The sequence below is a fragment of the Ruminococcus sp. D54t1_190329_F1 genome (genome assembly GCF_015551645.1).
In the GTDB taxonomy this organism is placed as follows: Bacteria; Bacillota; Clostridia; order Lachnospirales; family Lachnospiraceae; genus Blautia_A; species Blautia_A faecis.
In genome coordinates, this window is record NZ_JADNDC010000039.1 from 24,570 (window position 1) to 39,655 (window position 15,086).

13 protein-coding genes and 1 pseudogene are annotated in these 15,086 nt (G+C 42.0%); 8 read left to right on the forward strand and 6 right to left on the reverse strand.

Going from position 1 to position 15,086, the window contains the following annotated elements:
* Positions 1 to 68: 68 nt before the first annotated feature.
* From I2D69_RS15940 to dnaA, 5 genes are all read right to left on the reverse strand, one after another.
* The gene (locus I2D69_RS15940) at positions 69 to 2,729 is read right to left on the reverse strand and encodes a hypothetical protein (RefSeq protein WP_347708399.1); all 2,661 of its coding nucleotides are present in this window, start codon (positions 2,727 to 2,729) and stop codon (positions 69 to 71) included.
* 52 nt (positions 2,730 to 2,781) lie between these two features.
* A complete protein-coding gene (recF, locus tag I2D69_RS15945; RefSeq protein ID WP_118580835.1) occupies positions 2,782 to 3,888 on the reverse strand; it encodes a DNA replication/repair protein RecF in 1,107 nt (368 codons plus the stop codon).
* Between the two features lies 1 nt (position 3,889).
* A complete protein-coding gene (locus tag I2D69_RS15950; RefSeq protein WP_173716655.1) occupies positions 3,890 to 4,105 on the reverse strand; it encodes an RNA-binding S4 domain-containing protein in 216 nt (71 codons plus the stop codon).
* Positions 4,106 to 4,238: 133 nt separating this feature from the next.
* Complete coding sequence (gene dnaN, locus I2D69_RS15955) at positions 4,239 to 5,354, reverse strand: DNA polymerase III subunit beta (RefSeq protein WP_173771302.1); 1,116 nt, start codon at positions 5,352 to 5,354, stop codon at positions 4,239 to 4,241.
* A 278-nt stretch (positions 5,355 to 5,632) separates the two neighbouring features.
* Positions 5,633 to 6,997 (reverse strand): chromosomal replication initiator protein DnaA, encoded by a 1,365-nt coding sequence (dnaA, locus tag I2D69_RS15960; RefSeq protein WP_173716653.1) that lies wholly within the window; start codon positions 6,995 to 6,997, stop codon positions 5,633 to 5,635.
* 877 nt (positions 6,998 to 7,874) lie between these two features.
* Here dnaA and rpmH point away from each other — a divergent pair.
* From rpmH to mnmG, 7 genes are all read left to right on the forward strand, one after another.
* The gene (rpmH, locus tag I2D69_RS15965; RefSeq protein ID WP_005423866.1) at positions 7,875 to 8,009 is read left to right on the forward strand and encodes a 50S ribosomal protein L34; all 135 of its coding nucleotides are present in this window, start codon (positions 7,875 to 7,877) and stop codon (positions 8,007 to 8,009) included.
* Positions 8,010 to 8,088: 79 nt separating this feature from the next.
* Positions 8,089 to 8,454, forward strand: a complete 366-nt coding sequence (rnpA, locus tag I2D69_RS15970; RefSeq protein ID WP_148463049.1) for a ribonuclease P protein component — start codon at positions 8,089 to 8,091, stop codon at positions 8,452 to 8,454.
* A gap of 73 nt (positions 8,455 to 8,527) precedes the next feature.
* Positions 8,528 to 8,752 carry a membrane protein insertion efficiency factor YidD gene (yidD, locus tag I2D69_RS15975; RefSeq protein ID WP_118580820.1) on the forward strand — a complete coding sequence of 75 codons (225 nt, stop codon included), beginning with the start codon at positions 8,528 to 8,530 and terminating at the stop codon, positions 8,750 to 8,752.
* Positions 8,753 to 8,873: 121 nt separating this feature from the next.
* Positions 8,874 to 10,160 (forward strand): membrane protein insertase YidC, encoded by a 1,287-nt coding sequence (gene yidC, locus I2D69_RS15980; protein WP_195380226.1) that lies wholly within the window; start codon positions 8,874 to 8,876, stop codon positions 10,158 to 10,160.
* Between the two features lie 28 nt (positions 10,161 to 10,188).
* On the forward strand, positions 10,189 to 11,160 hold the full coding sequence (jag, locus tag I2D69_RS15985) for an RNA-binding cell elongation regulator Jag/EloR (protein WP_195380222.1): 972 nt from the start codon (positions 10,189 to 10,191) through the stop codon (positions 11,158 to 11,160).
* 208 nt (positions 11,161 to 11,368) lie between these two features.
* On the forward strand, positions 11,369 to 12,742 hold the full coding sequence (gene mnmE / locus I2D69_RS15990) for a tRNA uridine-5-carboxymethylaminomethyl(34) synthesis GTPase MnmE (RefSeq protein WP_195380223.1): 1,374 nt from the start codon (positions 11,369 to 11,371) through the stop codon (positions 12,740 to 12,742).
* Between the two features lie 145 nt (positions 12,743 to 12,887).
* On the forward strand, positions 12,888 to 14,771 hold the full coding sequence (mnmG, locus tag I2D69_RS15995) for a tRNA uridine-5-carboxymethylaminomethyl(34) synthesis enzyme MnmG (RefSeq protein WP_195380224.1): 1,884 nt from the start codon (positions 12,888 to 12,890) through the stop codon (positions 14,769 to 14,771).
* A 34-nt stretch (positions 14,772 to 14,805) separates the two neighbouring features.
* On the opposite strand, the gene I2D69_RS21205 is transcribed toward mnmG, so the two are convergent.
* A complete protein-coding gene (locus I2D69_RS21205; RefSeq protein WP_334285253.1) occupies positions 14,806 to 14,934 on the reverse strand; it encodes a DUF6783 domain-containing protein in 129 nt (42 codons plus the stop codon).
* On the opposite strand from I2D69_RS21205, the pseudogene I2D69_RS21210 reads away from it, so the two are divergent.
* A pseudogene (locus tag I2D69_RS21210) lies at positions 14,884 to 14,997 on the forward strand (DUF6783 domain-containing protein); the annotation flags it as partial. The gene I2D69_RS21205 and the pseudogene I2D69_RS21210 overlap by 51 nt on opposite strands.
* Positions 14,998 to 15,086: the final 89 nt, after the last annotated feature.

The window sequence follows — 15,086 nt, forward strand, 5'->3', positions numbered from 1 at the left end:
TTTTAAATTATTTAATCATTATCTGCAAATCACACAATCTGGGCAGCTGTCTGCAATTCCCCTATTACTTATTTTGCAAAATCTTTCTCATAAAGAACCGTAAATCCATCACGGTCTACTCTCTTTTTCTTATTAAACTTCAGAAGTCCGCCCTGGGATTTCGCCATTGCTGCGTCAAGCATTTCCTTAACTGCGCCAATGTTCATAGGCTGGTCTTCTTTCTGGTTCACACCGATCAGATTATACAATGCAAGCATTCCCATCTGGTCGATCTTGTAACCATTTTCCTTGGTGTAAACTCTTGCAAAGTTTACAAGTTCATCATTGGTAAATACCGGAATGTTGATCATGGATGTAAACTTCTTGGCAAATTTCGGGAATCTTGCAATCAGCTTACGCATTCCGATCTTCTCATCCTCAATAATCACAGTAAGTCCGTCTGTGCGGAACTCCATAGCCTTATCCAGAATATCCACTGTTTCCTGTGTCAGTTGATTAGCATTCTCAATGACAAGGAAACCACCGCTAAGTTTACCAATCACTTTCGTAATATCCATCTCATTCAGCTGGTCGGCAAACACATAAGCCACCTTGGAAGCCGGCAGATTCAGCTCTTTACAGATTGCCGGAATCAGACTTGCGATCAGTCTTGTCTTACCAGTTTCTTTCCCACCCATGACGATCACGTTTCCAGTCTTGGAGGTCTTATCAGCCGCTGCCATCTGCACATCGCAAAGTGCACTGATCAGCTGTTCCCGCATTCCCGGAACCTTTACAAAATATGTAAACAGCTTCTTCTCATCATCGGTAAGTGATTTCTCTCTTGGCACAATGTCAGATGGATTTCTCTTATCCTTTGGCTGAATAGAATCGATAAACTGTTCCAGTTCCTCTTCCTCGGAAAGAGATTCAGAAGACTCTTCTTCCTCTTCATCCTCGTCAAAATCAAAGTTTTCGTCCTCAGAATCTTCCGGTTCTTCCTCTGCATCTTCCGTTTCAACCACATCATCAGCAGCTGGAGGCATATCCTCATCCTCTTCTTCTCCAATGCTCTCTCTGAGAAGCTTGGCAATAAATTCATCCTCAGACATGGAATCATCAGAAGGCTCTTCTTTCTCCTTATGACCTGCCGGACCATTCATAAACTCATCCTCAGCAGCCTGAAGATCCTCTTCGGAAAGGAATTCCTCTTCCTCAAGTTCTACAACCGGCTTTTTCTGTTCTGGTTCTGGCTCGATTTCTTCCTCGTCCTCAGTGATAACTTCCTCTTCTTCCGGAATCTTCTCTACTTTTTCTTCTTTTACAGCTTTCTGAGGTTGTGTAGATATTTCTTTGGCGACTTCTACAATTTCTTTATTTTCTTCCTGAACTTTCTCTTCATCTACCTTCTCATCCGGAATTTCAATTCCCTGTGCAGAAGCAGCAGCAAGAATCGTATCCTCCAGATTGAAATTTGAAAAATCAAATGCAGGTTTCTCGTCTTTTATTTTCTCCGCAGCATCAGCCTCATCACTGAAAAGGTTATTCTGTACAGGCGCCTTGGGAACCTCAATCTCTTCCGGTACCATATTCTTCATAGAATCCGGAATATTCAGTGTAGGCATTTTCAGGTTCTCAACAGGTGTTTCTGTTTCTGTGGAAAATGCGTTCTTCTCTTCTGCAGACTCTGAATGATCTGCATTCTCTAAACCTTCTGTATTCTCTTCGGAAACTGCTTCTGCTGATTCCTCCGCAGTCTCATCTGCTGTACTCACAGATTCTTCAGCAACATTCTCCTTGGTATTCTCCACTTTCACCTTGCCAGTTTCAGGCTCCAGCTCCGGTACACTTTCATATTCTTTCTCAGAAGCCGGATCACGAAGCATTTCTTCCTGAACCTCTTTCGTCTGCTCAGTGGAAACAATGCTGTCTTCCATTTCATCCATCTTACGGCTTCCAAAGATGTCACGAAGTCCTTTGGAAATTTTATCCTGAAGACTCTCTACGCCATCCAGATCCTCGCTCTTGATCTGAATACTTTCAATAGATTCGCTTCCCTGGTTCTCAGCTTTCGGTGCTTTCTCTTCTTCCTTGATGGTATCTGCTTCCTCAGGTTTCAGAAGCTTCGGTACAAACTGCTGTTCATACCGCTCTTTCTCCTCGCCGGTAAGAGCACCCATACGCTGTTTCAGGTCCATAGCCTTCATCACGTAGTTACCCTCGTTGAACCAGAGAATGATCTCGTTGCAAAGCTCCAGACATTTCTCTTTGTCACCATCCTGATAGTACAGTTTGGCAAGCTCGTAAGACCATTTTTCGGTAAATTCTTTCTCCTTATAATCCTCCAGAACCTTGATCTGCTCTGCAAGAGGAGCCTTTTTTACTTTCAGGATCTTGTATTTCAGGATGTACTGCGTATTATCATTTGGCGCAACTTCCCTGTACTCCTGATAAAATTCCACTGCCTCGGAAACCTGTCCCAGCTTCAGGGAAACTTCTACAAGACGATAAAGAATGTTCTTACCAATGGAGGCTCTGTGATAAGCCAGCAGGAAAATTTCCTTGCTGTCCTCATAGCGTTTATTGGCAGCATAGATTTCACCAACCACACAAAGGGTACGAACATTTTTCACACGGCGCCAGTCAATGCTGTCTACAACATTCATGGCTCCCTTATAGTCTTTCTGTTCTACTAAATGGTTAATCTCTTCAAGTTTAACCCGAAATTCCTCTTTGTCCAAATTTTTCACCAACTTTCCATAGTTAATGCCAGTTTAGCATATCGCATACTACTTCGCAAGCTTATTTATCTGCAGGACCCCCTATCGGCTGATACACATGCCCTGCCACAACGTGAAACACTTTATTGATCGTAAACTGATGACTGACAAAATCATCCAGACCAGTACAGGTGATCATGGTCTGAATATCATGAATACTCTCAAGAAGATAATTCTGACGGCTGCTGTCCAGCTCCGAAAGGACATCGTCCAGAAGCAGAACTGGTTTATCATGAATGATCTTCTCCACCAGATAAATCTCCGAAAGTTTCAGGGAAAGGGCTGCTGTTCTCTGCTGCCCCTGCGAACCATATTTGCGGATATCAATTCCGTTCACAGCCACCATTAGGTCATCCCTGTGAGGTCCGGACGAAGTCATTTTCATCCGAAGATCCCGGTCTCTGTTGCGGAAAAGGCTCTCTTCCAAAGCCTCACTCTCCACGCTTGGTTCATATATCACTTCTATATTCTCAATACCGCCGGTAAGATTTCTGTGAATTTCCTTAATGATCTCATTAAGGGACTCCACAAATTCTCTTCTTTTGCCAATGATCTTACGGCCATAATTTACCAGCTGCATATCCCATACATCCAGAGTCGCTCCAAGATCCGGTCGCTTATACATATCCTTCAGCAGCTTATTTCTCTGATTCAGAACATGATTGTATCCGGCAAGATCTGTGAGGTATAGTTTATCCAGCTGACAAAGCTCCGCGTCCATGAATCTTCGTCGCTCTCCCGGACCGTTTTTGATAATATTCAGATCCTCCGGGGAAAAGAAAACCAGATTCACCACACCGAGAAGCTCTCTCGCCTTCTTTATGGGAAGCCCGTTGATTGCCACGCCCTTGGCCTTATTTTTCCGAAGGTGCATGTCAATCTTATAAGACATGGAATCTTTTCCCACCATCATGCGGATATGGGCTTCATCCTGTTCAAAGCGGATAATCTCCCGGTCTTTGCTTCCTTTATGGGATTTGCTGGTTCCGCACAGATACACAGACTCCAGGATATTGGTTTTTCCCTGTGCATTATCCCCATAAAAAATATTAGTTCCTTTGTCAAAAGAAAGTTCCAGCGATTCGTAATTTCTGAAATTGCTTAATTTTATGGATTCAATATAAGCCATTTTACTCGTTTCCGGACAGAACCTTCACATCCTGGCCATTATAGGAAATAACGTCACCGCCATAAACCTTGCGGCCTCTTCTGGTATCTACTTCGCCATTTACTTTTACAAGTCCGTCGTTGATCACATATTTTGCCTCAACACCGTCTGATACAAGTTCAGCAAGTTTCAGTGCCTGGCCAAGTTTGATAAATTCATCTCTGATTCTGATTTCCAATTTTCTGCCTCCACTCTTCTGGCATCACGACTGCAATTCGTTTTCCAGACTGTCTCCAGCCATTATTGGCAGTCCGTGTTCACTTCCATACTCTTCCAATTGTCTGTTACGTTTCTCTCTGTGGCAAGTGTCATTATCTTGCCTGGTTCTGATTTATGTTAACCGGAAGAATCAGATACGTGTAAGTTTCTTCCTCATCTCTGATAAAGCAAGGTGCTTTCGGGTTTACCAGGTAAATGTCGATGGTCTCATCATCAATAACCTTCAGTGCATCGATCAGGAACTTGGGATTAAATCCGATCAGAATATCTTTTCCCTCTTTCTCAATATCAATATCCTCGTTCATGGAACCCATTGCAGAATCAATCTTCAGCTCCATGCTGCCATCTGTAATGTGGATAATGATCGGTTTCTTATCTCCTTCTCTTACAAGAAGTGTAGCACGGTCGATACAATCCAGAAATTCTTTTTTGTTAATGGAAAGTTTGGTCTCATAATCGCTGGAAAGCATCTGGTCAATACGGAAATATTCCCCTTCGATCAGACGGGAAACTACCATAGTCTGGTCAAATTCAAATAAAATATGATTATTGGTAAAGAAAATGCTGACTACGTCATCCATTTCTCCGGATAAAATCTTACTGATCTCGTTAAGAGTCTTACCTGGAACCACAACCTTGCGATCTGAATAGTCTTTCTTCAGAGGCATTTTGCGGATCGCAATACGGTGTCCATCCAGAGAGACAATTTTCAGACAATTATCCTTAATTTCAAACAGCTCACCAGTCATTAATTTGTTGTTATCGTTGACTGCAATTGAGAATATTGTCTGATAAATCATATTCTTTAATGTATATTGAGAGATAGTTAATGGTTCATCTCTTTCAATCATAGGAAGATATGCGAAATCTTCTCCTGATTTTCCAGGAATATTAAATTTTGCTTTCTCACAGGTGATAGTTGCAGCGAATTTTTCATCAGTTTTAATGGTAACATCGTTGTCTGGAAGTCTTCTGATGATCTCGTAAAAGATTTTCGCATTCAGGGCAACCATTCCTTTTTCTTCTATAGTACCTTCGACAATGGTTTCGATTCCAAGTTCCATGTCATTAGTAGTAAATTTGATCTGATTTGTTGTTGCATCAATCAGAATACATTCCAGAATTGGCATAGTTGTTTTGGATGGTACAGCTTTTAAGGAAATGCTGACGCTCTTCAACAAGTTACTTTTGGAGCAAATGATTTTCATAATGTGTATAACTTCCTTTCTGGAGAAAATGGGTTTTTCATTAAATATATTTAAGAAGATATCCGCCGTATCCGCCGTAGGGGGTGTGAATATGTGAAAAACTCACTTCCGCCCAGTGAATAAAAGGGTTTCGGGTATGGATAACTTCGTGTAAAAGCATTGGTTTAGAGTGTGAATAACCTGTGTAAAACCACATAAGCGATTTTGTCGCCAAAAGTTATTCACATTAATACACATAATGTCAACATCTTATACACATGAAATGTGGAAAAAATGTGTTAAGTTTGTGGATTAATTTTTTTCTTTAATGTATCGATGGTGTTCTGGAGCTGTTCGTTGTTCTGGAGTTCCTTTTCGATCTTTTCTACTCCGTGCATAACGGTAGTGTGGTCGCGATTTCCAAGATACTGTCCTACATTTTTCAGCGGGATCGCCAGAATTTCACGGCAAAGATACATTGCCACCTGTCTTGGCATCACGATCTTGGAACTTCTTTTATTTCCACAAAGATCGGCAGTACTTACATTAAAATGCTCTGCTACCATAGAAATAATGTAGTCTGCAGTAATCTGTTTATTTTCATTCGGTGCGACGATATCCTTCAGAGCCTGCTCGGCAAGTTCAAGGGTAACCTCTTTTTTCTCCAGTTTTGCATAAGCAACTACCTTATTGAAGGCACCTTCCAGCTCACGGATGTTGGATTTGATATTATTTGCAATATATTTGATAACATCTTCGCTTACATTGTAGCCGTCCATGTCTTCTTTTTTATGAAGAATGGCCATCCTGGTCTCGTAATCCGGCAGAGTAATATCCACGATCAGTCCCCATTCGAATCTGGAACGGAAACGCTCATCCAGAATTTCCATATCCTTCGGCGGTTTATCGGAAGATATGATAATCTGTTTGTTTGCACTGTAAAGGCTGTTGAAGGTGTGGAAAAATTCCTCCTGCGTGGATTCCTTTCCTATAATAAACTGAATATCATCAATGAGAAGGACATCAATGTTACGGTATTTCTCGCGGAATTTACTCATGGCGGTGTTATTTCCATTACGGATGGTCTCGATCAGCTCATTGGTAAATTCTTCACTTGTAACATAGAGAACCTTACTGTTATCATCATTTTCAATAATAAAGTGGGCGATGGAATGCATAAGATGGGTCTTGCCAAGTCCTGCACCACCATAGATAAACAGCGGATTGTACGTATTTCCCGGAGATTCCGCTACTGCCAGGGCTGCAGCCTGAGCCAGTTTGTTGTTGCTGCCCACGATAAAAGTATTGAATGTATATTTGGGGTTCAGATTTGCTTCTTCACATCTGGCCTTAAAACGGTTGTCCTGATCAGGTGCAGCGTCGGAAATGGATTTCTTCGCCGGGACGTCTTCTGGAAGGATAAATTTCACTTCGCAGTCGGTCATTCCGGTAACTTCGCTTATGGTAACCTGCAGAGGCAGTTTGTAATTCTTATTAATGTAGCTTAATCGCACCTGGTCGGAAGCGACGATGGTAACTACATTTCCACTGACATCATAAACCTTCAGGGGTTTCAGCCATGTGTCGAATCGAACATCGGAAAGATCGTGCTCCTTTTTCACAATTCCCAGGATTTCATCCCATTTTTCTATTACTGTGCTCATTTTTTCCTCCCGTACACATCTGATTGTTTCTTATATTAAATGATGCCGTCCGTCGGCGACATGTCCGTTTATCAAAATACCAGCTGGAAACAGGAAATTAGGGTGTGGCAGGCTAAATATACCGGAATTTTACTGGTATTTTGATAAACGGACATAAATATCCTTATATATATTATAATAAATCCTGTCTTTTCGCAACGACAAAATCTTATTTATATAGGAAATTTATGTGGAAAATTATGCACATTCGGAGAAAAAATTAAGATTGCTGTGGATTACCTAAAAGAATGAGGGGACGAGGAGGAAAATGTTGTTTTGAAGCTAAAAATAGGAAAAATAAATGGGGAAAAGTATAGAATTGTCCACAAAACATCCACAATTTAAAAAAATTGCAGTGGATAATAAAAAAATTCAAGGAAAAAAATGGGGGATATCTTGTGAATAAACTGGAAAGTTATCAACATTTTGTGTGTGGATAAATGTGGATAAATAGGTTGATAACCATTCTGGTTACCATAACATGGTTTTACGGGTTTCAATAATGAAAAATTATGTGTATAACTCTATCCACTGTCGAATCCCCTCGAAATATACCGTTTTTTGTGACATATGCGTTAAAATCAACAGTCAAAAGTGGATATTTTTGCTGATAATCCCCAGGTTATCCACAAGTTATCCACAAAATGTGGATAATGTTACGTAAACCTTTTCAAAATGACAGGTTATGCACAGTGTGGAAAACTTTGTGGATATAAAAAATTCTAGGAAAGCAAGAATTTTTACTTGACGAGAATGCCATTTATGAATATAATTGAAATGATGTTCTGATTAGGTTAATAATTTTAAATTCCATATAGATAAAGGAGGTGCTTTACCTATGAAAATGACATTTCAGCCGAAAAAAAGATCTAGAGCGAAAGTCCATGGCTTCAGAGCTCGTATGAGCACAAAAGGCGGACGTAAAGTATTAGCTGCCAGAAGATTAAAAGGAAGAAAGCAGTTATCTGCTTAAGACCGTTAAGACCGCAGTTACTGTGGTCTTTTCTTCTATACAGAAATAATTATTTCAATATCATATAAAGGAGAATCAGATGGAATACTCAGACTCCTTAAAGAAAAATAACGAATTCCAAAGGGTATACCGAAAAGGAACATCACAGGCAAATCGGTATCTGGTGATGTATGTGCTTGAGAACCATGACAGGCACATGGAGAATCGTCTGGGAATATCTGTAAGTAAAAAAGTTGGGAATAGTGTGGTACGCCACAGAGTCACCAGACTGATACGAGAGAGCTACCGCCTGAATGAAAGATCCTTCCGTCAGGGACTGGACATTGTAGTGGTCGCAAGACCAAATGCAAAGGACAAGTCCTATCAGGAGATTGAGAGTGCGCTTATGCATCTTGCAGGCAGAATGAAGATCCGCCGTGAGGCTGAGCTTCATGTGGAAGATTAAACGGTATTTGGGCAGTATTGTTGTTTCGGTAAAGGAGCGGCAATATTGAAACAGATTTGCAGGAGAAATTATCATGAGCAGATTTAGTCCAAGGAATATCATGATTCATATGATTCGTCTCTATCAGAAATATATATCGCCGATGAAGAGAACAAAATGTCCTTATATTCCCACATGTTCTCAATATGGTTTAGAAGCAATTCAAAAATATGGTGCGTTAAAGGGCGGGCTTCTTGCAGTGTGGAGAATTTTGCGCTGCAATCCTTTTTCACATGGAGGATACGATCCTGTGCCATAAACTGTACTGAAACAGACAGTGTACAATAAATGACACTTTAAACTGATTTTCAGCACAAGAACTCAAACTTTGACAATTGAATAGTTACACCGAAAAAGCCTAGGAGGAAACAAACTTGGATATGATTTTATTAACGAAGAGCAGTGTCCTGATTATCGGACAGGTTGCTTCTATTATGGGCTGGATCATGGACGGGATTTACAGAGTTCTTGATCTGGTGGGTATTCAGAACCTGGGTCTTTGTATCATTATCTTCAGTATTATTATTTATGCACTGATGACACCATTGCAGGTTAAACAGCAGAAGTTTTCTAAGTTAAGCTCTGTTATGCAGCCTGAGCTTCAGAAGATACAGAAGAAATACAAAGATAAAAAAGACCAGGCGTCCGTGCAGAAAATGCAGGAAGAAACTCAGCTTGTATACCAGAAATACGGTGTTTCACCTACCGGCAGCTGTGTGCAGCTGTTGATCCAGTTTCCTGTCCTGATGGCATTATGGCAGGTTATTTACAAAATTCCTGGTTATGTTGGCAGTGTAAAGAATGTTTTCACAGGCCTTGTTGATCAGATTACAAGCGTAAGTGGCTACACAGACCTGATCCAGAGCTTTATCACAGACAATAAGATGACTCGTGTACAGCTGGCGCTGGATAACGGAAAAGCGACCAGTAATTCCGTCATCGATTTCCTTTATGCATTATCTCCATCTCAGTGGAAAGATCTTGCATCAATGGATCAGTTTAAGGGATTTGCAGATACCATTAACACCACATCTGCGGAAATTTCCAAAATGCAGAATTTCTGTGGACTTAATATTGCAGATCAGCCTTTGAACTACATTAAGGCTGCTTTTGAGGGAGCATCTATTGCACTGGCAATCGCTGCACTTCTGATTCCTATTCTTGCATGGGCGACTCAGGTACTGAACTATAAGCTTATGCCACAGGCTACTTCATCTGCTGAAGGAGCTGTTGATACGATGCAGGCTTCCATGAAGACTATGAATACGGTTATGCCGCTTATGTCAGCAGTATTCTGTTTCACATTCCCGGTAGGTCTTGGTATTTACTGGATCGCAAGTGCGGTTGTAAGAAGTGTTCAGCAGTGGTTTATCAATCGTCATCTTGATAAGATGGATATCAATGATCTGGTAAACGAGAACATGAAGAAGATGGAGAAACAGCGTACGAAGGAAGGACTTCCGCCGCAGAAGATCACCAATCAGGCAAACCAGTCTACTAAGAATATCAATACCAAGATTGATAAAGGTTCCAGTAACACAAACACAGAAGAGAGAGCCAGAAAAGTAGAGGAATCCTACCAGAATGCAAGAAATGCAAAACCTGGAAGTATTACAGCAAAAGCAAATATGGTCAGGGATTTTGACGAGAGAAACAAGAAGAAGTAATTGTTGTCGGGAACGGAGGGTTTCATAGATGGAGGAGTTTATCCAGTTTTCAGCAAAAACGAAAAATGAAGCAATCACCAAGGCGTGCATCGAATTAGGTGTTTCCAGTGATCAGCTGGAAATTGAAGTGGTTTCTGAAGGTAGTTCCGGATTTTTTGGCATCGGAAGTAAACCGGCAATCATTAAAGCACGCAAGATCAATACAGTTTCTGAAGAGGATGAGATACAGGAAATCGTTGATACTGTGAAAGTTGATGCGATCAAAGAAGAGCAGACCAAAAAGCCTGCTAAGCCTTTTGTAAAAGCTGAAAAACCGGCTCCAAAGAGTGAACCGGTGAAAGCAGCTGTAAAAGAAGCAAAAGAGCCGAAGCCTTTTAAGGAAACAAAAGAAAAACAGCCGCGTCAGCCGAAGGAAAAAACCTTCAAGGAGCGTCCTGTAAAAGAAAAACCGGCAAAAGAAAAAATGCCGAAAGAGCCAAGAGAAGAGAAGCCGAAACAGTCCAAACCTGTTGAGATCATCACAGATCCGGCAGAGATCAAAGAAGTGGAAGAGAGAGCAATTGTTTTCCTTCGCGACGTATTTGCATCTATGAATCTTGGTGAAGTGGAGATCACTTCCAAATACAACACAAATGACGGTTGTCTGGAAGTTGCTTTTGAAGGAGAGGATATGGGAATTCTCATCGGTAAGAGAGGACAGACCCTTGATTCCCTTCAGTATCTTACAAGCCTTGTTGTAAATAAGGGCAAAGCAAACTATATCAGAGTAAAGCTCGATACAGAAGATTACCGCAGACGTCGTAAAGAGACCCTGGAGAATCTTGCAAGAGGAATTGCCTACAAGGTTAAGAAGACCAGAAAGCCAGTTGTACTTGAGCCGATGAACCCATATGAGAGAAGAATCATTCACTCAGCGCTTCAGGGCAATAAGTATGTAGAGACTGTTAGCGAGGGCGAAGAGCCGTATCGTCATGTGGTTGTAAAATTAAAAAGATGGTAAATCTTGCATAAAACATCTGAATGTGTTATAAAAGATTTGCAGAATGAATAAGAGGTTATTCCAGGTGAAAGATGGAAGAACTGAAGCGTTATGCTTTTGTTTTAATATCTTTCCCTGGAGTAACTTTTTTTGTATAATAAAATAATATGAGTGTCAAAAGATGTGTTAAGTTTATAATTTGGATTGTAATTTACATGGAGGAAATCACATGAATACAACGATTGCAGCGATATCTACTGCTGTGAGTGCTTCGGGAATCGGAATCATCCGAATCAGCGGCCCGGAAGCCATGGACGTTATATCCCGCATTTACCGTTCCAAGGGCGGGAAAAAGAAAATTAAAGAAGTGCCCACCCACACCATTCATTATGGTTATATTTATGATGGAGAAGAAGCGGTGGATGAAGTTCTGGTCATGGTTATGCGCGCCCCCAAAACATTCACAGGAGAAGATACCGTGGAGATTGACTGTCACGGCGGTGTCTATGCCATGAACCGGGTTCTGGAAACGGTTTTGAAAAACGGCGCCAAGATTGCCGGACCTGGAGAATTTACCAAGAGAGCTTTCCTGAACGGCAGACTGGATCTTTCCCAGGCAGAGGCAGTTATGGATGTGATCCAGGCGAAGAATGAATATGCGTTGAAAAGCTCCATGAGTCAGCTGAAAGGTTCTGTACAAAAGACCATCAAGGAGATTCGAAGCGACCTGATCTACGAGATTGCTTTTATCGAGTCTGCCCTGGATGATCCGGAGCATATCAGCCTTGAGGGATATCCACAGAAATTGCATGGGATCGTGGAAAAAGAGCAGAAATCCATCGAAGAGCTGTTGAAAACTTCCACAGATGGCAAGATCATCCGGGAAGGAATTGAGACGGTTATCGTGGGTAAGCCAAATGCAGGTAAGTCATCTCTGTTAAACCTTCTTGTAGGGGAAAATAAGGCCATTGTAACGGATATTGAGGGTACTACAAGAGATATTCTGGAGGAGTATATTACCCTTCATGGAATTACGCTGAAAATTGTAGATACGGCAGGTATCCGTGAGACAGAAGATGTGGTGGAAAAAATCGGTGTTTCCAGAGCCCGGGAGGTTGCAAAGGGTGCAGATCTGGTGTTATACGTAGTAGACAGCTCTACACCGCTTGATGAAAATGATGAAGAAATCATTGAAATGCTGAAAGACAGAAAAGCAATTGTACTGTACAATAAAACAGATCTTGCTTCGGCTGTGAGTATGGAGGCATTAAAGGAGAAAATCAACCATCCTCTCATTCCGATTTCTGCGAAAGAGGAGACTGGAATTGCCCAGCTGGCGGATACCATTAAGAGTATGTTTTTCAGTGGGAAAATTTCTTTTAACGATGAGGTTTATATTACAAATGCCCGTCACAAAGAGGCACTGGAAGAGGCAGAAGAGAGTCTTGCAATGGTAAAACAGAGCATCGAGGATGGCATGCCGGAAGACTTCTTTTCCATTGATCTGATGGCTGCTTATGGAAGCTTGGGGAAAATTACCGGGGAAGAAGTTGGGGAAGATCTGGTGAATGAGATATTTAGTAAGTTTTGTATGGGTAAGTAGTGGCAGAGGGACGCGATTTGGCAAATGATATTCCACGCAGGTCGTCGCAACGCTCCTGAAATGACCTGCTTAGGAACATCAGTTGCCGAATCGCTGTGCACTGGTTAGGATAATATATGAATGAGTGTGTTATAGAGGAGATAAAATGAAACATTTAGAGGAGAATTATGACATAGTAGTGGTCGGTGCTGGACACGCTGGCTGTGAAGCAGCGTTGGCTGGGGCGAGATTGGGATTGAGTACGATCATGTTTACGGTAAGTGCAGAGAGTATTGCGCTGATGCCTTGTAACCCAAATGTAGGAGGTAGTTCAAAGGGACATCTGGTCCGTGAGTTGGATGCTCTTGGCGGTGAGATGGGAAAAAATATTGACAAGACTTTTATTCAGTCAAAAATGCTGAATTGTTCCAAGGGTCCGGCAGTACATTCCCTTCGTGCTCAGGCAGATAAGCAAGCATATAGCAACGAAATGAGAAAAACACTGGAGAACCAGGAGAACCTGACTATCCGCCAGGGAGAGGTAACAAAGCTTCTGGTAGAGGACGGTAAGATCACTGGTGTAAGGACTTATTCCGGTGCTATTTATCACTGTAAGGCGGTTGTTTTGTGTACAGGAACCTATCTGAAGGCACGTTGTATTTATGGGGATGTAAGCAATTATACAGGTCCAAATGGACTGCAGGCAGCCAATTATCTGACTGATTCTCTGAAGGAATTGGGAATTGAAATGTTCCGTTTCAAGACTGGAACACCTGCCAGAATCGCAGGAAATACCATCGATTACAGCAAGATGGAAGAGCAGTTTGGGGATGAGAGAGTAGTGCCATTTTCTTTTTCCACAGATCCGGAGGATGTGCAGATCGAGCAGAAATCCTGCTGGCTGACTTATACCAATGAGACTACCCATGATATTATCCGTGCCAATCTGGATCGTTCCCCGTTGTATTCTGGTATGATCGAGGGAACTGGTCCACGTTATTGCCCGTCTATTGAGGATAAAGTAGTTCGTTTTGCAGATAAAAAAAGACATCAGGTGTTTATTGAGCCAGAGGGAATGTACACAAATGAGATGTACATTGGCGGTATGTCCAGCTCTTTGCCGGAAGATGTGCAGGAGGAAATGTACCACAGCGTACCAGGTCTTGAGCATGCAAAAATTGTGAAGAATGCTTATGCTATTGAGTACGATTGCATTAACCCAAGACAGCTTTATCCAACGCTGGAGTTTAAGAAAATTAAAGGTCTTTTCAGTGGCGGACAGTTTAACGGAAGTTCAGGTTACGAGGAGGCAGCAGCCCAGGGATTGATCGCTGGTATCAATGCAGCCATGGAAGTGCTGGGAAAAGAGCAGCTGATCCTGGATCGTTCTGAGGCTTATATCGGTGTTCTCATTGATGATCTTGTTACAAAAGAGAACCATGAGCCATACCGTATGATGACCAGCCGTGCCGAGTACCGTCTCCTTCTTCGCCAGGATAATGCGGATCTGAGACTTCGTAAAAAGGGCTGGGAGGTAGGTCTTGTAGATGACGAAACCTATGCAAAAGTAGTAGAAAAAGAACGCTTGATAGCGGAAGAAATCCAGCGTGTGGAGAATACAAATGTGGGTATGACAGAGGCTGTTCAGAGCCTTCTGGAAAGCAAAGGAAGCACACCACTTAAGTCAGGAATCAGTCTTGCAGAGCTGATTCGCAGACCGGAGCTTTCTTATGCAGATGTGGCTCCTATTGATAAGAACCGCCCTGAGCTTGCCTGGGATGTGCAGGAGCAGGTAAACATTAATATTAAATACGATGGCTATATCCGCCGTCAGATGAAGCAGGTAGAGCAGTTTAAGAAGCTGGAAGCCAAGAAGATCCCGGAGGATCTGGACTACGAGAAAGTAAAGAGCCTGCGTATTGAAGCACGGCAAAAACTGGAACTTTACAGACCTGTTTCCATTGGACAGGCATCCAGAATTTCCGGCGTTTCACCGGCGGATATTTCGGTGTTGCTGGTTTATATGGAGCAGTATGGGAAAAATCGTTAATAAAGGCGCATTTTTGCGCTTACGCAAGTAATAATCATATGCCAGAGCCTGTTTGAAAAATCGTTCCCGCAATCTGCACGCCCCACTTTGCGGTATATTTCACCCGAATTCGGTTGCCGTAGCCCGCTGCAGCGCCCTCATCCGGGTGAAATCTCCCACAAATTGTGACACACATCTTGCAGAAAGCCTTTTTCAAACACGCTCTAGAGGATTTCATCTTCGTTAAAAACGCACCTGATGTTGATTTATACTTAAAACTGACCCAGTTTTAACGAGGAAAATTGACCCACCTACAGCAGTGGCAATGAGTAAGTA